The 17,395-nt window shown below is 68.9% G+C and carries 12 protein-coding genes and 3 pseudogenes; 6 read left to right on the top strand and 9 right to left on the bottom strand.

Going from position 1 to position 17,395, the window contains the following annotated elements; all coding sequences use genetic code 11:
• The 3 genes and pseudogenes from TU30_RS20390 to TU30_RS20380 form a co-directional block, all read right to left on the bottom strand.
• Nucleotides 1-470 (bottom strand): annotated as a pseudogene (locus tag TU30_RS20390) (ribonuclease E/G); the annotation flags it as partial.
• A 261-nt stretch (nt 471-731) separates the two neighbouring features.
• Complete coding sequence (locus tag TU30_RS20385; protein WP_042171989.1) at nt 732-1,508, bottom strand: TIGR03936 family radical SAM-associated protein; 777 nt, start codon at nt 1,506-1,508, stop codon at nt 732-734.
• Between the two features lie 48 nt (nt 1,509-1,556).
• Entirely contained in the window at nt 1,557-2,678 is a 1,122-nt protein-coding gene (locus TU30_RS20380) for a hypothetical protein (protein ID WP_199816877.1), read from the bottom strand.
• A gap of 191 nt (nt 2,679-2,869) precedes the next feature.
• Between TU30_RS20380 and TU30_RS20375 the strand changes: the two genes are divergently transcribed.
• From TU30_RS20375 to TU30_RS20350, 6 genes and pseudogenes are all read left to right on the top strand, one after another.
• A complete protein-coding gene (locus TU30_RS20375) occupies nt 2,870-3,871 on the top strand; it encodes an ion transporter (protein WP_078878392.1) in 1,002 nt (333 codons plus the stop codon).
• Nucleotides 3,872-4,153: 282 nt separating this feature from the next.
• Entirely contained in the window at nt 4,154-5,716 is a 1,563-nt protein-coding gene (locus tag TU30_RS20370) for a recombinase family protein (RefSeq protein WP_042172237.1), read from the top strand.
• Nucleotides 5,717-5,947: 231 nt separating this feature from the next.
• A complete protein-coding gene (locus tag TU30_RS20365) occupies nt 5,948-6,274 on the top strand; it encodes an IS3 family transposase (RefSeq protein ID WP_042171987.1) in 327 nt (108 codons plus the stop codon).
• A 14-nt stretch (nt 6,275-6,288) separates the two neighbouring features.
• A complete protein-coding gene (locus TU30_RS20360; RefSeq protein ID WP_107068521.1) occupies nt 6,289-7,038 on the top strand; it encodes an IS3 family transposase in 750 nt (249 codons plus the stop codon).
• A gap of 106 nt (nt 7,039-7,144) precedes the next feature.
• Nucleotides 7,145-7,366: pseudogene (locus TU30_RS20355) on the top strand (integrase core domain-containing protein); the annotation flags it as partial.
• A gap of 206 nt (nt 7,367-7,572) precedes the next feature.
• Nucleotides 7,573-8,997, top strand: coding sequence for a VanZ family protein (locus tag TU30_RS20350; protein WP_042171983.1), 1,425 nt, complete (start codon nt 7,573-7,575; stop codon nt 8,995-8,997).
• 330 nt (nt 8,998-9,327) lie between these two features.
• Here the strand turns inward: TU30_RS20350 and TU30_RS38060 are convergent, their stop codons facing one another.
• The 6 genes and pseudogenes from TU30_RS38060 to mrdA form a co-directional block, all read right to left on the bottom strand.
• Nucleotides 9,328-9,432 (bottom strand): S1 RNA-binding domain-containing protein, encoded by a 105-nt coding sequence (locus TU30_RS38060; protein ID WP_257849090.1) that lies wholly within the window; start codon nt 9,430-9,432, stop codon nt 9,328-9,330.
• A 59-nt stretch (nt 9,433-9,491) separates the two neighbouring features.
• Nucleotides 9,492-9,626, bottom strand: a pseudogene (locus TU30_RS38055) (hypothetical protein); the annotation flags it as partial.
• A 489-nt stretch (nt 9,627-10,115) separates the two neighbouring features.
• A complete protein-coding gene (locus TU30_RS20345; RefSeq protein ID WP_042171981.1) occupies nt 10,116-12,074 on the bottom strand; it encodes a TIGR03960 family B12-binding radical SAM protein in 1,959 nt (652 codons plus the stop codon).
• 88 nt (nt 12,075-12,162) lie between these two features.
• Nucleotides 12,163-13,725: a CYTH and CHAD domain-containing protein gene (locus TU30_RS20340; RefSeq protein ID WP_042171979.1), complete on the bottom strand. Its 1,563-nt coding sequence runs from the start codon at nt 13,723-13,725 to the stop codon at nt 12,163-12,165.
• Nucleotides 13,726-13,847: 122 nt separating this feature from the next.
• Complete coding sequence (gene rodA / locus TU30_RS20335) at nt 13,848-15,050, bottom strand: rod shape-determining protein RodA (RefSeq protein ID WP_042171977.1); 1,203 nt, start codon at nt 15,048-15,050, stop codon at nt 13,848-13,850.
• Nucleotides 15,047-17,365: a penicillin-binding protein 2 gene (mrdA, locus tag TU30_RS20330; protein WP_042171974.1), complete on the bottom strand. Its 2,319-nt coding sequence runs from the start codon at nt 17,363-17,365 to the stop codon at nt 15,047-15,049. Before mrdA ends, rodA begins: the two co-directional genes overlap by 4 nt.
• Between the last annotated feature and the right edge of the window lie 30 nt (nt 17,366-17,395).

Here is a 17,395-nt window from a genome sequence, read left to right as displayed (position 1 = left end):
GAAACGGCCTCCGCGGTCTCCGCGACGGCCTCCGCGGCGGGCTCGACGGCCGGAGCCTCCGGCGCGGCCGGGGTCCCGGTCGCCGGTACGACGGTCTCGGCGGCCCGCGCCGCCTCCGGCGCGCCCGCGGACGAGGCCGGGCGGCGCGCGACCCGTCGGCGCCTGCGCGGAGCGGCGTCGTCCGCGTCGGCCGGGGTCTCGGCCCGGTCCGCCACCGGCTCGGGGGCCGCGGCCGGCTCGCTCCCGGTGCCTTCCACGGCCTCGAGCTCGTCGTTCTCCTCGAGCGGTTCGAGGGACCGGGCGGCCTCGGCGGCCGGTATGGCCGGGGCGGTCGCCGGGTCCGTCGTGCCGGAGGCCGCCGCGGGCGGGCCGGCCGGCCGGGACGCGGCCCGGCGCCGACGGCGCGGCGGCAGGGTGTCGCTGGGGCTGTTCTCTTCGGAGCCCTTTGTGGGCTCGGTCGGTTCGAGCATGCGGGGGTTTCTCCCGTCAGGCTCCCGGGCGCCGCACCTGGTCCGGCGATGCCGGTGACGTCCGCGGTTCGCGCGGAGCGCGGTTACCGCCGTCCGGGGCGCGGGCGCCGCACGGGAGCTCTCTGTGTCCTGTCTCGCCGGTTCCGTACACCGAATGCGCACGGCCTGGCGAAAGTCTTGTGGTGGGTGCGCTGCCCGACCCGGGTGGCTCCCGAGGTACGAGGGCGGCGCTACGACGTCCGTCCCTACACGGGACCTTCCTTACGCCGGCACCGTCGCGGTGGCAGTGGCACCGGCCGGTTGCGGCTCGGTCGCTGCTGCCTCGCGGTCGGGCGCGAGCGGGTCGGTCACCGTGCCGGTCTCTTCATCGAGCAGCCCCTGCGCCAGCCTGGTCACCGCTGCGGGGACCGGCGGCGCCAGATCGGCCACGGCGCGGAGACCGGACAGGACGTCGTCGGGTCGAACGGCAGGCGTCACGTGCCGAACAACCAGCCGCAGTATCGCACAGGGCCGGCCGGTCGGCCTATCGGCCGGTGAAGAGGGCGTTTCCACACGCTCCAGATCCACGACCGCACAGCGGGCGTCGAACGTACGGACGCCGTTCTTCGTCCGGCGCTGCACCTCGACGGTCCCGGCCGCGTTGAAGGCGTCCACCGCTCGGCGGGCCTCCTCGGGGTCGACCTCGTCCAGCCGCAGCTCCCACACCGAGGCCGTCAGCCGGTCGGCGAGACCCGGGGTGCGGGCCTCGGCCGCCTCCACGATGTCGAGGCCCGTGGGCAGCGACTCGTCGAGGAGCGTTCTGAGCACGTCCGGGTCACGCTCCTGGGTGAGCGCGATCTCGAGGTACTCCGCCTCACTGCCCGTGCCGGTGGGTGCGGCATTGGCGTACGACACCTTCGGGTGCGGCGTGAACCCCGCCGAGTACGCCATCGGCACCTCGGCACGGCGCAGCGCGCGCTCGAAGGCACGCTGGAAGTCACGGTGGCTGGTGAACCGGAGGCGGCCGCGCTTGGTGTAACGCAGTCGGATGCGCTGCACCGCGGGTGCGGGCGGCGGGCCTTCGGGCTGTCGCTTGCCCAGTGTCGTTCAGTCCTTCGTGAGTGCGGTCGTACTGCTACCAAGAGTACGCGTGTCGGCGCCGATAGGTTCCCGCCGGTCCTCGACCGGTGCCGGCCGCCGCCCCCCGACGAGCGTCCGGCGGAGGTCGGCGCGCGCCTGCCGCAGCGTCGCGCGGGCGGAGGCGAGGGACTGCCGTACGGCCCGCCCCACGGCACGGCCCGCCGCGGCGGCGGGCCGCAGCACCACGTCCCGCACCACGTGCCCCACCGGTGTCAGCACATGCGCGTACACCAGGCGCGCCGGTTCCACGACGGTCCACCGGACGAGGGCCCTCACGAACCGCCCCACCGCGAGCGAGACGTACCCGGTGATCCGCCAGGCGTGTCCGAGGGCGCTCCGGATCTCCCGCGCGACGACGGCGAGCACCCTCCCCACCGGCGCCAGAACCCAGCGCCACACGGCGAGCAGCGGCAGCACGAGCAGGATCCGGGTGATCCGGTAGAGCCCCGTGCCGACGCCGGTGACGAGCACGTCCACCAGCCGCGCCAGCCCCTTCGCACACCGGACGGCGGCCCGCCCGACGGGCGTGAGCACCCACCTGTACACCCAGGCGCAGGGCACGACGACCAGATACCGCGTGAGCCGGGCGAGGGCCGCGAACACCCCGAGCCCGATCGCGGCACAGACGGCCACGATCCCGCGCAGCACCCACGTCACGCCGTGCCCGAAGGGCGTCAGCACGTGCGCGTACAGCCGCACCAGCGCGTGCCCGAGCGGCACGAGCACGTACCGGTACAGCCGCCCGGCGGGCGCGACGACCGCCAGGTTCCCGAGCCACGCGAGCGCTCTGCCGAGCGGCACGAGGACGTACCGCCACAGCCCGGCCAACGGCCACACGAACACCGCGCGCCCGGCCCACAGCAGCGCCCGCCCGAGCGGACGGAACACGGTGCGCTCCAGCCACCGCGCGGCGACGGCACACGCGTCCCACACCAGCCGCACCGGCAGGACCACGAGGAACACGACGATCCGCACCGGCAGGCGGATCGCCACGACCAGGCACCCCTCGCCCGCGGCGTCCGGCTGCCGCCGCGAGGGCCGCGGTACGGGCGGTGTCGGTCTCCCGGCGTCCGGCTTCTCCAGGTGCATGCAGGTACAGACGCCCCGGCGGGCCGTTCGGATGCACCGGCGCCGGGCCGACGCGTCGCCCCGCCCGCATCGAACACCATCGAATCTACAATGCTGTAGAAAAAAGCTCTGGAGTGTCACCGCCGCGCGAACCCGCCGGCCCGTTCGCACCTCGGGCATGGCGCGCGGCACGAAGGAGCAGATACAGCACGATGAACGACCACCCTGCCCCCAGGGGCGCCACGCCCCGGCCGCCCCGGTCCCGACCCCTGCGTCGCGTCCTGGCGGAGAGGGCCCACGCCCTCACCGAAGCCCGATGGTTCGCCCTGTCCGTCTTCACCCTGATCATCGTCAACGCGGTCCTCCTCGGAGCCGAGACCTACAGCGGGCTCGCCGAGGACTGGCACCGCTGGTTACGCCTCGCCGAACACCTCTGCCTCGCCGCCTTCACCGCCGAGATAGCCGTACGCGCCTGCGCCCACGCCGACCGCCCCCGCGACTTCTTCCGCGACCCCTGGAACGTCTTCGACCTCGCCGTCGTCGCCTGCGCGTTCCTCCCCGTCGTCCGCGAGAACACCACCGTCCTGCGGCTTCTGCGGCTCGCCCGCGTCCTGCGCACCGCCCGTTTCCTGCCCCAACTGCGCATCGTCATCGTGGCGGTGGCCCGCAGCCTGCCCGGCACCGTCAGCTTCCTGCTGGTGGGCGCGCTCCTGCTGTACGTCTACGCCATGGTCGGCTGGGTCTTCTTCGGCGAGGCGAACCCCGGCCAGTACGGCTCCCTCGGCCGCGCCGTCCTCACCCTCTTCCTGCTGATGACCCTGGACGGCCTCGGGGACGCGGTCCACGCGGGCCTGGAGATCTCCCGCTGGAGCATCGTCTACTACGCCTCCTACGTGCTGATCGCCTCGTTCGTCCTGGTCAACGTCCTGATCGGAGTCGTCATCAGCTCCCTGGACGAGGCCCGCGAACTGGAACGCGAACAGTCCCCCGCCCCCGATGCCCTCCCACCCCCCGCCCGGGTTCCGGTTCCCGCCCCGGTCCAGGTCCCGGTCCCGGACCCCGACGTGGACCTGCGCACCCGCATCGCCCTCGCCAGGAAGGCGTTGGACGACCTCGAGGCCGTCCTCCCGCCCCTGCTCACCACTCATCCGCCCGGGCCGGCAGCAGCACGGACACCGGTACCGGCAACGACGTCCGACACCGCACGGCCGTAGCACCGCGTCGCCACCGCGGGCCGCGAACGCCGGTGGGCCCACCCCCGTGTTCGGGAGTGGGCCCGCCGGACGTCTCGTGGACGACGGTTCAGGAGGTCGCCCCGCCGGGAGCCGACGCCGCGTTCTTGACCGTCAGCGGCAGCAACTTCTTACCAGTCGGTCCGATCTGGATACTGGTGTCGAGCTGGGGGCATATGGAAATACGTTCAAAACCGCGCCATGCTCCCCCACATGGGCAAACGAGGACAGCGGCAGCTCGCAACCGCGCGAGCGGCCTACAACGTGGAAGCCGAGTGGACCGAAGCCGACCTTGCGCTGTTGGAGGAGCTGAAGCGGGCCGAGGCCCTGCTTCCCGAGGACGCACCTCGGGCTCTCCTGTCCATCCGCTTATCCGTGTTGACGGACGAGACGACCTCACCGGTGCGGCAGGAGCTTGACCTTCGCATCCTGGCCAGGGAACGAGGGTGCCGAGTCATCGGTGTCGCCTCGGACCTGAACGTGTCGGCGACGAAGGTCCCACCATGGAAGAGGAAGGAGCTGGGTGACTGGCTGAACAACCGTTCCCCCGAGTTCGACGAGATCCTGTTCTGGAAACTCGATCGGTTCGTGCGCCGCCTCTCCGATCTCTCAACGATGATCGAGTGGAGTCTCAAGCGCGGGAAGAACCTGGTCTCGAAGAACGACAGTCTTGACCTCACGACGACCGCCGGGAAGATCATGGTCACGATCATCGGCGGCATCGCCGAGATCGAAGCGGCCAACACCTCCACCCGCGTCACGAGCCTGTGGGACTACGCGAAGACCCAGGAGAACTGGATCATCGGCAAGCCGGCATACGGCTACGTCACGGCCGAGGACGGCACGGGGAAGGTCGTTCTCGCCATCGATCCCGAGGCTCACAAGGCTCTGCACTGGGCCCGACGTATGGCACTTCGAGGACGCTCCGCCATGTTCATGGTGCGGTGCCTGAAGCGGTCCGGCCTCATGAGCCAAGGACTTACGGTGGCGACGCTTGTACGCCGTCTCCGTAACCCCGCTCTGCTCGGCTACCGGGTGGAGGAGGACAAGAACGGTGGGCAACGGCGTTCGAAGCCAGTACTCGGCAGGGATGGCAGGCCGATCAAGGTCGCTCCCCCGATCTTCAGCGAGGAGGAGTTCGCATCCCTCGGTGCGGCTCTCGACAAGCGGATGAAGAAGCAGCCCCCGCGCCGGGTCGGCGGACTCACCCAGTTCCTGGGGGTGCTGCTGTGCGCCGACTGCAAGACGAACATGACCGTTCACATCACGGACAACGTCTTCGGGACCTACCACTACCTACGGTGCCGCAACTGCAAGAGCGGTGGACGTGGCGCACCCAACCCGCAGAGCATCTACGAGCGCTTGGTAGAGGACGTGCTCAAGGTCCTCGGGGACTTCCCTGTGGAAGTTCGCCAGTACGCGGAGGGGGCCGAGGTCCGGAGGGAGATCAAGCGCCTTCAAGACTCCATCGCGCTGTACATGAAGGAGCTCGAACCCGGTGGCCGGTACACGAAGACCCGGTTCACGAAGGAGCAGGCAGAGACAACGCTCGACAAGCTCATCGGGGAACTCGAGGCCATCGCCCCCGAGACGGCTAAGGACCGGTGGGTCAACGTCCACGGTGGGAAGACGTTCCGGGAGCACTGGCAGGAGGGAGGCATGGAGGCCATGGCCGCAGACCTGTACCGGGTCGGGATCCGCTGTGAGGTCACCCGCACGAAGGTGCCCAAGGTACGAGCCCCGAAGGTGCACCTTCGCCTGCTGATCCCGAAGGACGTCCGTGAACGACTTGTGATCCGAGAGGACGACTTCGCGCAGGCCCTCTGACGTAGCCCGGCTCGGACGGACAAGGCCGTCTCCCCTTATATAAGAGAGACGGCCTCTCGTCTCACTCAAACCACGAGGAGGCGTCGAACGGTTCTTCCGTGCCGTCCTCATCCACGATCACGATCTCGCTTTCGATCAGGTTCATGGCCCCGCTGTCCGCGGTCTCTCGCTCAGGCAAGTGAACCGCCCCGGGTGAGGTGGAGACTCGATTCCGTGTAAGGATTCCGAGTCATGGCACGACCCTCGATGTACCCGCCCGAGCTGCGCAAGCGCGCGGTCCGCATGGTCGCGGAGATCCGCGACAACTACCGGAACGAGACGGCCGCGCTGAACGCGGTGATGGAGAAGCTCGGCATCGGTTCGCGCGAGACGCTGCGCAAGTGGATCCGTCAGGACCAGATCGACACCGGGCAGAGGCCGGGGACGACGACCGAGGAGACCGCGCAGGTCAAGGCCCTGAAGAAGGAGATCGCCGAGCTGAAGCGGGCGAACGAGATCCTCAAGGCGGCCTCGGCTTTTTTCGCGGCCGAGCTCGACCGGCCACACACGCGCTCGTAGCGTTCATCGACGAGATGCGGGACCGCTTCGGCGGTGTCGAGCCGATCTGCACCGTGCTGACAGCGCACGGCATCAGCATCGCCCCCTCCACCTACTACGCCGCCAGGAAACGCCAGTTGACACCCGCGCCGCGAACCGTGCGGGACGAGGAACTCAAGGAACGGATCAAGGAGGTCTACGGGTCCAACTACCAGGTCTACGGCGCCAGGAAGGTCTGGCGACAGCTCAACCGCCAGGGCCATGAGGTGGCCCGCTGCACGATCGAGCGCCTCATGCGTGAGCTCGGCATCGCCGACGCCGTCCGCGGCAAGAAGGTGATCACCACGATGCCTGATCCGGCCGCCGCCAGGGCCCCGGACCTGCTCGACCGGGACTTCGTCGCCCCGGCCCCGAACCGGACCTGGGTCGCCGACTTCACCCATGTCGCGGCCTGGTCGGGCGTCGTCTGCGTCGCGTTCGTCGTGGACACCTTCTCCCGTCGCATCGTCGGCTGGTCCGCGTCGATGTCGAAGGAGACCCAACTCGTCCTCGACGCCCTGGACATGGGGCTGTGGCAACGTGACCGCGACGGCCGCCCGCCGACTCCCGGCGAGTTGGTGCACCACTCGGATGCCGGGTCTCAATACACCTCATTTCGCCTCGCCGAACACCTCGACGCGGCCCGCATTGCGGCCTCGATCGGCTCGGTCGGCGACGCGTATGACTGTCAGTCTTTTCGCACCGGATCCCGCAAGGATCGGGTAGTCCCGGCTGAGGCGGTCTGACTCTTGCGTATGACTGACCCCGTGAGTGTCCTGGCGTTGATCTGTCGACCGTCCGGCCGGGCACGCAGCAAGCGCTGCCGCCGGACGGACGTGACCTGATAGGAGCAACGCGTTGATGGAGTCGACGATCGGCCTGTTCAAGACCGAGGTCATCAAGCCGCAGCGGCCGTGGAAGACGCTCTCGCACGTCGAGCTCGCCACCGCGGAGTGGGTCGACTGGTACAACCACCGTCGGCTCCACGGTGAGATAGGGCACATTCCGCCCGTCGAATACGAAGCCAACTACTACCGAGCAACCACGAAACCCCAGCTCACAGCCACCAACTGAGATCTCTAACGAACCCGGGGCGGTTCGGAAGAAGTCCTGGAGCAGGAGTGGTAACTACCTGTGCTACAGCAGCACCGGCGTACTGAACTACAGCGGCGGCACCTTCCAGACGCCGTCCACCAAGTGCTGAAACAAGCAATAACGAGGGCCCTGCCTCCGCGGCGGGGCCCTTTGCTCCCCGCGCCCTGACCCTGGCAAGGATCCCTGTGTTCACCGCGATCTTCCAAGACCACCTCATCTACCTGGCCACATGCGTGCTGGTCGCTCTCATCCTCGGCAGTGCGACGTGGCTGCTCTCTCACCGGCTCGGTAAACCATTCGGTCTGTGGTGGGGCGGGCTTGTCGTCACGCTCACCGGCGTGCTCGGTGTCACCTTCATGGACAGCGGTACAGCCAGCCGGCAATGCGTCATCAACCACAGCCTCGCCGAGCCCTTCCACACCACACAGGGCCTGTGGAACCTCGCCATGACCGTGCCACTCGGGCTCTTCGCGCTTTTCGCAGTACGTAGATTCCTGCCCTCGCTGGTGGGAGTCGTGTCGCTGCCCCTGGCCATCGAGTTCACCCAAGCCACGGTCAACGGCCTGGGCCGCGTATGCGACAGCGCAGATGCCCAGATGAACATCCTCGGCGGCCTGATCGGCCTCGCCATCGCTACTGCGGTGCTGGCCCGACGCGGTGCACTCGGCTGGCATGCCGGAGCCAAGGCATCAGCGATCGCTTCCGCAGTCATCCTCATCCTGGGCGCGGGTGTCGCACGCCCGCTGGTCGCCTTCGCCCACGTGGACGGCACCAGCCTCAAAACCGCAGGCTCTGTGCAGCGTCAGGCCGTAGAGGAAGTGGTCGACGAGGCGTTCGGCGACCACTACAAACTGGGTGACGTATATGAGCAGCCATGCGTGGGAGCACCCTGCACAACCGTCATCTTCAACCTGCTCAGTCGGGACAAGGGACACCCGGAAGCATTTGGCAGTGGCAGCCTGTCGTGGCCGGACAAGGAACACCTGAACGTACTCCTTGTGGACAGCGACCGCCCCAGCGTCATGGGCTATCCCGTGAAGGGCGCCAAGAATCCGTCCACTGAGCAGGAGGCCTACGAGATCGCTGAGCAGTACATGCGCTCCCATTACCCCTGGGCAACGGGAGCATCAGAACATGAAACGCACCGGATGGGTGAAAAAGCAGAACTGGGTTGGATGACTGGTTACCGCTGGGTTCACAATGACGTACTAATGCCCCGAACGCTGGACGTCCAGGTCAGCAGGGCGGGACAAATAGCACAGGTGGACGTCACTCTTGGACCAACGGAGGTCGATCTCCCGGAGGCGAAGCTCGACGCCGAGCAGGCTGAGACGGCAGTGCTCGACGGGCTGGTTGCCCAGGCTCGAGCCAACGGAGATTCCAGCATGGACATCGATCAGGTAAAGGCCCTGTATCGGGCGGAAGCGTTCACCCTCAAGGCGGCCGAGCGAAACGGAATCTGGCGACCCGAGTGGCTCGTGAACCTGACAATGCGCCAAGGCGAGCAGGGCGCTGACTCGGAGTCGTCGATCGAGGCAGACCTGTGGCGGGCCGATGCAGTCGACGGACAGGTCTATGACGGCACCAACGCCCCAGTCAAGGCCGGTTGACCCACATCCCTGGTAAACACCGTTCGATCCGCAGGCCACTCACCTCTGGCGCCCCACCAGTGCAGATCACGACCATGAGAAGAACGCCACCCAAAGCGGCCCTGCCCGGAGATAGTCCGTGCAGGGCCGCCGAAGGTGACCGACAGGTACAGAAAGTGGAAGCCCAGCCCGTCAAGCAAGACCACCGGAACGTTACCCCGGGACTCACCCTTCAGATCCATTGCATTTCGGAACGGAGAGTGGATCACTCTGCAGTTTGCGGCAGCGGCGTTCCCCTGAGCGACTTGTGGCCAAGTGCCCATCTGAGGGCACGGTCTGCGCCGTAACCGCTCAGGTTTGTCGTCGAGAAAGGGAGAGCCGGTGTCTCTTCCTGTCGACGTCCGTGACGGTGACCGAAAGCTCGTCGCCGATCTGTACGACATCCCCCGGAGCCACCCCGGCGCCGAACTCAGCTCAAACAGCCGGGCCAGGCCTTCGATGCCATCCGTAACTTGCACGAAGGCACCGAACGGGACCACCTTGGTCACTCGCCCGCTCAGTCTCTGGCCCACTGTGATGCCATCGGCGAACTCGCCAAGTCGAAGCTGTCTGAGGAACGCCCAGAGTTCCGGGTTCTCGGTGGCTGCCATCGACATCCGTACCCGGTCCGCGTCCGGATCCACGGCGATCACCTCGGCGATGATCCTCCGCCCGACCACAGCGACGTCGGCAAAGCGCTGACGCCAGGAACCGTCCAGCACTCCCACCATCCCGAGCGGGTAGGCGGCAAAGCCATCCAGGATCACCGACGCCTCAGGCCGAGTGGCCGCCGTCACCGTCCCTTGGCAGAGATCACCGACATGGATCGTTGCCAGGAACCGCCTGACGGCCTGATCTGCCGACGTCTCCCCCATGGCGCCAGGCTCTCACGAGAGGCCGGCTAAACCCACTCCACATCGGACTGGATGCCTGCATGGTTGCCCGCCGACGGCAGGGGTGTGCTCGGAACGTCTCGGGCGACCTGCCGAGCCTTTGGCAACCCAAGCGAGCCGAGCGCTGCGGCGACCTCATCCTCTGTGATATCGACCACAGCCTCAGCGATCCGCCGCAGCGCCTCACTCACCCCCGCACACCCCGTTTCAGCTGGTCGGAGCGGACTTCTTGACTGTCAGCGGCAGCAACTTCTTGCCGCTGTCGCTTACTTGTGGCCAAGTGTCCATCTGAGGGCACACGCCGCAGTCGAAGCACGGGGTCCAGCGGCAGTCCTCGACCTCCGTCTCGTCGAGGGCGTCCTGCCAGTCCTCCCAGAGCCACTCCTTGTCGAGGCCGGAGTCGAGGTGGTCCCAGGGGAGGACCTCCTCGTAGGCGCGTTCGCGGGTGGTGTACCAGTCGACGTCCACCCCGAACCGCGCCAGGGACTTGTCGGCGCAGCGCATCCAGCGGTCGTAGGAGAAGTGCTCGCGCCAGCCGTCGAAACGGCCGCCGTCCTCGTAGACCGCGCGGATGACCGCGCCGACGCGGCGGTCGCCGCGGGAGAGCAGGCCCTCGATGATGCCGGGCTTGCCGTCGTGGTAGCGGAAGCCGATGGAGCGGCCGTACTTCTTGTCGCCGCGGATCTTGTCGCGCAGCTTGGTCAGGCGGGCATCCGTCTCCTCGGCCGACAGCTGCGGGGCCCACTGGAAGGGGGTGTGCGGCTTGGGGACGAAGCCGCCGATGGAGACGGTGCAGCGGATGTCGCCCGAGCCGGAGACCTCGCGGCCCTTCTGGATGACGTTCATCGCCATGTCGGCGATCTGGAGGACGTCGTCGTCGGTCTCGGTGGGCAGGCCGCACATGAAGTAGAGCTTCACCTGGCGCCAGCCGTTGCCGTAGGCCGTGGCGACGGTCCTGATCAGGTCGTCCTCGGAGACCATCTTGTTGATGACCTTGCGCATGCGCTCCGAGCCGCCCTCGGGAGCGAAGGTGAGGCCGGAGCGGCGGCCGTTGCGGGTCAGCTCGTTGGCCAGGTCGACGTTGAAGGCGTCGACACGGGTGGAGGGCAGCGAGAGGCCGATCCTGTCCTCTTCGTAGCGGTCGGCGAGGCCCTTGGCAATGTCGCCGATCTCCGAGTGGTCGGCGGAGGAGAGGGACAGGAGGCCGACCTCCTCGAAGCCGGTGGCGCTGAGGCCCTTCTCGACCATGTCGCCGATGCCGGTGATGGAGCGTTCGCGCACCGGGCGGGTGATCATGCCGGCCTGGCAGAAGCGGCAGCCGCGGGTGCAGCCGCGGAAGATCTCCACCGACATGCGTTCGTGGACCGTCTCGGCAAGCGGGACGAGGGGCTGCTTGGGGTAGGGCCACTCGTCGAGGTCCATGACCGTGTGCTTGGAGACGCGCCACGGCACGCCCGACCTGTTCGGTACGACGCGGGCGATCCTGCCGTCGGGGAGGTACTCGACGTCGTAGAAACCGGGGACGTACACGCCGCCGGTCCTGGCCAGGCGGAAGAGGAGTTCCTCGCGGCCGCCGGGGCGGCCCTCCTCCTTCCAGGCGCGGATGATCCGGGTGACCTCGAGGACGGCCTGCTCGCCGTCGCCGATGACGGCGCAGTCGATGAAGTCGGCGATCGGCTCGGGGTTGAACGCGGCGTGGCCGCCGGCCATGACGATCGGGTCGTCCGGGCCGCGGTCCCCGGCCTCGAGCGGGATGCCGGCGAGGTCCAGGGCGGCGAACATGTTGGTGTAGCCGAGCTCGGTGGAGAAACTCAGGCCGAACACGTCGAAGGCCTTGACCGGGCGGTGGCTGTCGACCGTGAACTGGGGGACGTGGTGCTCGCGCATCAGTTCCTCCAGGTCCGGCCAGACGCTGTAGGTGCGCTCGGCGAGGACGCCGTCCTGCTCGTTGAGGACCTCGTAGAGGATCATGACGCCCTGGTTGGGGAGTCCGACCTCGTACGCGTCGGGGTACATGAGCGCCCAGCGGACGTCACAGCTGTCCCAAGGCTTGACCGTGGAGTTGAGCTCTCCGCCGACGTACTGGATCGGCTTCTGCACATGCGGGAGCAGAGCTTCGAGCTGCGGAAACACAGACTCAGCGGCCTCGGCGGCTTCGGCAGGCATCTCGGGAACCTTTGTGTGCGGGCAGGGGGGGCCATCCAGCCTAACCCGGCCTGAGAGGTCCCCCGCACGGTCCGCGGCCGGCCCGGTGTCAGAAGGCGGTGCTGTCCTTGATCCGCTTCCAGGTTTCCGGGAGGTCCGCTTCGACGATCTCGGCCCGGCGTTCCTCGTGTCCGTGGAGCAGACCGTAGGTGAAGGCGCTCTCCCCCGACGCGTGGGCGACGGCGGACAGTTCGCGCAGGGTCTGGCGGGCCATGACGCTGTCCTGGTGGTCGCCGAGCAGGCTCTGGAGCGTCTTCATGTTCTTGACCAGGTCCTTGGCGGGGCCCTTGAGAGCCGGGGCTGCGGCCTCGGCGGCGTAGCGGGCGCGCTTGGACTTCTTGCGGGCTTCGTGCACGGCGACGTCGCGGTCGTGGCCGGGCGGCAGGTCCAGTGCCCGGGTGACGAGGTCGGCCACCTTGGCGAGGTCCTCGCTCACGGCCTTGGCGAGCACCTTCCCCGGGTGGCGGGCGGCCTTCTTCCGCAGGGGCGGGTCGGCCAGCAGGGTGTCGAGGGTGTCGAGCAGGGAGAGGTAGCGGCGGGAGTCGAGGATGGCGGTGACCTCGCTGTGGGCTCCGCGGTGGCCGGCCTCGGACCAGGAGGCCAGCCGTTCGCGGACGGGGCCCAGGACGAGGGTGTCGGGCAGTTCGCCCAGGGCCGAGGTCAGGCGTTCGGCGAGTACCTCCTGGTCGCGGTCCAGGCCGAGTTCGGCGGCCAGCCACTTCAGGTCGACGCCGATCGGGTCGGTGGTCTCCCGGTCCAGGACTGAGCGGAAGGAGCGGAAGGTGCTGCGCAGGCGGCGGGTGGCGACCCGCATGCGGTGCACGGAGTCGGGTACGTCCTGGCGTACGGCGGGGTCGAGATCCACGAGGGCGTCCCGCTGGGCGCGGACGTAGGCGAGGACGTGGTCGCCGGCGTTGACGGGTTTCCCGACCGGTCGGCTGCGGTGCTTGCGCTTCGGTGCCGCGGCCGGGGCGGGTGCGGGAGCGGGGGCGGCTTCCTCGGGGAGACCGGCCGGGGGTGCGGTCTCGGCGAGGGCGCGGGCCAGTTTGGAGGCGGCCTTCGACGGGCGTATGCCCGCCTTGCGGAGCCGTTTGCCGACCTTGTCGAGGAAGGCGGGGTCGCCGTCGTCGGCGAGTTCGACCTCGATCTCGGTCCACCGGGCGGTGCCGCCGTGGCCGGTGAGGCGTTCGGCGCGCACCGTGTCGACGCTGATCTCGGCGAGGAGCCGGCGGTCGGCGTCGAGGAGGTGGCGCAGGTCCCGGTCGGAGCGCAGCCGGACCACGGGCTTCAGTTCGGTGTCGCGGACGCGGGAGCGGACGAGCCGGGCGAGGCTCTCCGGGAGGGTGTCGGAGAGCGGGGCGTGGATCTCGTCGCGCACCCCGGGGGCGACGGGGAACTTCAGGTGCCAGCCGGCGTCGGAGCCGCCGGTGCGTCTGCGCAGGGTGAGGGAGGCGGCGGCGAGGCGCTCGTCGGTGGTGTCGTAGTAGGTGGCGTCGAGGTGGGTCACGCCCCGCTCGACGACGGACTCGACGCCTGGGACGCCGGTCAGGTCGGGGAGTCCGCTGTCACCTGACTCGTACTTGCGCTCGATTTCACGTTTTGTGTCCGCCATGACCCGAATCTACTCGTCGCCGGTGGTTGCACCATCCCGGTTTCCCCGGTCGGTACCGGGAAAACCGGGTCGGTCGAAAAGGCCTGGCGGCCTGGCCCGCCGGCCCCGTCGGGCCGGGCGGGTCACGCGGACAGCGGGCGTTGCAGTCTGATCGACTGCAGGAGGCCCACGGCCAGCCACACCGCGAACATCGACGAGCCGCCGTAGGACACGAACGGCAGGGGCAGACCGGTGACCGGCATGATGCCGAGGGTCATGCCGATGTTCTCGAAGGACTGGAAGGCGAACCAGGCGACGATGCCGGCGGCGACGATGGTGCCGTACAGGTCGGTGGTGTCGCGGGCGATGCGGCAGGCGCGCCACAGGATGACGCCGAGCAGGGCGATGATGAGTCCGCCGCCGACGAAGCCGAGTTCCTCCCCGGCGACGGTGAAGACGAAGTCGGTCTGCTGCTCGGGCACGAACTGGCCGGTGGTCTGCGAGCCCTCGAAGAGCCCGGAGCCGGTGAGACCGCCGGAGCCGATGGCGATGCGGGCCTGGTTGGTGTTGTAGCCGACGCCGGCGGGGTCGAGCTCGGGGTTGGCGAAGGCGGCGAAGCGGTTGATCTGGTACTCGTCGAGCACTCCGAGCTGCCAGACGGTGATCGCGCCGGCCGCGCCGGTGCCGATCAGGCCGAGGACCCACCGGTTGGAGGCGCCGGAGGCGAGCAGGACGCCGAGCACGATGACGACCATGACCATGACCGACCCGAGGTCGGGCATCAGCATCACGATCAGCATGGGGACGGCGGCCAGTCCGAGTGCCTGCAGGACCGTGCGGTGGTCGGGGTAGGGCTTGTCGCCCGCGTCGACCCGGGCGGCGAGGAGCATCGCCATGCCCAGGATGATCGTGAGCTTCACGAACTCGGACGGCTGGATCGAGAAGCCGGCGCCGAGCTGGATCCAGGAGTGGGCGCCGTTGATGGTGGAGCCCAGCGGGGTGAGCACGAGCAGGATCAGCAGCACCGAGGCGCCGTAGAGGACCGGCACGGCGGTGCGCAGGGCGCGGTGGCCGAGCCAGAGCATGGCGATCATCAGGGCCAGGCCGATGCCGGTGTTCAGCCAGTGCCGGACCAGGAAGTAGTACGGGTCGCCCTGGTTGATGTCGGTGCGGTTGCGGGTCGCCGAGTAGACCAGCAGGGAGCCGAGCAGCGACAGGGCGGTCGCCGACAGCAGTATCGGCCAGTCGAGGCGCCGGGCCGGGGAGTCGCGGGCGAGGAGCCGCGTCCAGCCGGCCCGCTCGGGTCCGTATCCGGAGACGTGGAAGCTGTTGACTCCGCCGGTCATGGCGCCGTCCTCCGGCCTGCCGTGCGGCGTGCCCGGACGTCGCCGCGCCGTGCGCCGCGCCGTCCTGCTCCGCCCCGTCCTGCTCCGCCCCGCCGTGCGTCGCGGCGGCGGGTGTCGCGGTTGGCCGGCGGGGGTGTGGTCGTGGTCGCGCCCTGCTCCTGGGGCAGGGCGGGTGCCTGTTCGTCCTCCGCGGCGGCCCGCTGCTCCTTGGCCGGGTCCTCGGCGATCTTCGGGGAGACGATGGTGCCGTCCGTCCTGACCTTGGGCAGCGTCTTCTGCGGGGTGGGCAGCAGTGCCTTCTTCTCGTCGATGACGCCGTCCGGGGAGACCCCGTACAGCGCGTTGTAGACGTTGCGCACGGCGGGGCCCGAGGCGCCGGAGCCGGTACCACCCTGGGAGATCGTCATGACGATCGAGTAGTCCTCGGTGTAGGTGGCGAACCAGGAGGTGGTCTGCTTGCCGTAGACCTCCGCGGTGCCCGTCTTGGCGTGCATCGGGATCTCGTCCTGCGGCCAGCCGCCGAACCGCCAGGCGGCCGTACCGCGGGTGGCGACCCCCTCGAGGGCGCCGTCTATTTCGGCGAGGGTCTTCTTGGTGACCGGCAGCTTGCCCTGTGCCTCGGGTTCGATCTCCGTGACCTTCTTGCCGTCGGGGCTGATGACGGCCTTGCCGACGGTGGGCTGGTGGAGCGTGCCGCCGTTGGAGAGGGCCGCGTAGACGGAGGCCATCTGGATGGGGGTGACGAGGGTGTCGCCCTGGCCGATGGAGTAGTTGACGGAGTCACCGGCGCGCAGGCGGTTTCCTTCGAGGCAGTTCTCGTAGGCGATCTGCTCGACGTAGCTGCCTCCCTTCTTGCCGGACTTGCACCAGGCGTCCTTGTTCGCCTTCCAGTAGTCGAGCTTCCACTGGCGGTCGGGGACACGGCCGGTGACCTCGTTGGGCAGGTCGATGCCGGTCAGTTCGCCGAGGCCGAACTGGTGGGAGGTCTTGTAGAACCAGTCCTGGGCGTTCTTCTTGGGCTTGTTGCCGCCGTCGCGCTTCCACTCCTCGTGGGCGAGGCGGTAGAAGACGGTGTCGCAGGAGACCTCGAGGGCACGGCCGAGGCTGATGGCGCCGTGGTTCTGGGACTCGAAGTTCTTGAAGACCTGGCCGCCGATGGAGTACGAGCTGGAGCACTCGTAGGGCCCGTCGAAGGAGTACCCGGCGTTGACCGCGGCGGCGGTCGGGATGACCTTGAAGATGGAGCCGGGCGCCGACACGCCCTGGATGGCGCGGTTGAGCAGCGGGTAGTTGGAGTCCTTGCCGGTCAGGCTCGCGTAGTCCTTGCCGGAGATGCCGCCGACCCAGGCGTTGGGGTCGTAGCTCGGGTTGGAGGCCATGGCGACGACCCGGCCGGTCTTGGCCTCCATGACGACGATGGCACCGGAGTCGGCCTCGTAGAGGCGGTTGGTGTTGCGGTCCATCTCCTTGCGGGCGGCTTTCATCGCCTCGTTCAGTTCGTACTCGGCGACCCGCTGGACGCGGGCGTCGATGCTGGTGACGAGGTTGGCGCCGGGTTCGGCGGGGTCGGCCTGGGCCTCGCCGATGACGCGGCCGAGGTTGTCGACCTCGTAGCGGGTGACGCCGGCCTTGCCGCGCAGCTCCTTGTCGTACTGGCGCTCGAGGCCGGAGCGGCCGACCTGGTCGGAGCGCAGGTACGGCGAGTCGGTGTCCTGCGCCTTCTGGAGTTCCTCGTCGGTGACGGGCGAGAGGTAGCCGAGGACCTGGGCCGTGTTGGCCTGTCCGGGGGCCGCGTACCGGCGTACGGCCTGGGGTTCGGCGCTGATGCCGGGGAAGTCCTCGGCGCGCTCGCGGATCTGCAGGGCCTGCTTGGCGGTGGCCTCGTCGGTGATGGGGATGGGCTGGTACGGCGAGCCGTTCCAGCAGGGCTGGGGGGTCTCGGCGTCGCACAGCCGGACCTTCTCCATGACGTCCTCGGCGGGCATGCCGAGGACACCGGCGAGCTTGGTGAGGACCGCCTCCCCGTCGTCGCGCATCTTCATCAGCTCGGTGCGGGAGGCGGAGACGACCAGCCGGGTCTCGTTGTCGGCGAGGGCCACTCCGCGGGCGTCCAGGATGGAGCCGCGGACCGCGGGCTGGACGACCTGCTGGACGTGGTTGCCGGAGGCCTCCTTGGCGTACTCGGCGCCTTCGCGGATCTGGAGGTACCACAGGCGCCCGCCGAGGGTGCCGAGGAGGGAGAGGACGAGGACCTGGATGACGACGAGCCGGATCTGCACCCGGGTGCTGCGCCCGGTCTCGGGGATGTTACTCATGGGCACAGCCCATTCCGTTGAGGGTGGTGG

The sequence above is a fragment of the Streptomyces sp. NBRC 110035 genome, assembly GCF_000829695.1.
Classification (GTDB): Bacteria; Actinomycetota; Actinomycetes; order Streptomycetales; family Streptomycetaceae; genus Streptomyces.
The sequence above is the reverse complement of the archived record's forward strand: the minus strand, read 5'-3'. Positions and strand labels throughout refer to the sequence as shown.

Bases quoted from the DNA above. Each gene is read 5' to 3' on its own strand.
- mrdA (WP_042171974.1), bottom strand. From the start codon at position 17,365: ATGAGTAACATCCCCGAGACCGGGCGCAGCACCCGGGTGCAGATCCGG.
- rodA (WP_042171977.1), bottom strand. From the start codon at position 15,050: ATGACCGGCGGAGTCAACAGCTTCCACGTCTCCGGATACGGACCCGAG.
- TU30_RS20380 (WP_199816877.1), bottom strand. From the start codon at position 2,678: ATGCACCTGGAGAAGCCGGACGCCGGGAGACCGACACCGCCCGTACCG.
- TU30_RS20340 (WP_042171979.1), bottom strand. From the start codon at position 13,725: ATGGCGGACACAAAACGTGAAATCGAGCGCAAGTACGAGTCAGGTGAC.
- TU30_RS20360 (WP_107068521.1), top strand. From the start codon at position 6,289: ATGCGGGACCGCTTCGGCGGTGTCGAGCCGATCTGCACCGTGCTGACA.
- TU30_RS20345 (WP_042171981.1), bottom strand. From the start codon at position 12,074: ATGCCTGCCGAAGCCGCCGAGGCCGCTGAGTCTGTGTTTCCGCAGCTC.
- TU30_RS20365 (WP_042171987.1), top strand. From the start codon at position 5,948: ATGGCACGACCCTCGATGTACCCGCCCGAGCTGCGCAAGCGCGCGGTC.
- TU30_RS20375 (WP_078878392.1), top strand. From the start codon at position 2,870: ATGAACGACCACCCTGCCCCCAGGGGCGCCACGCCCCGGCCGCCCCGG.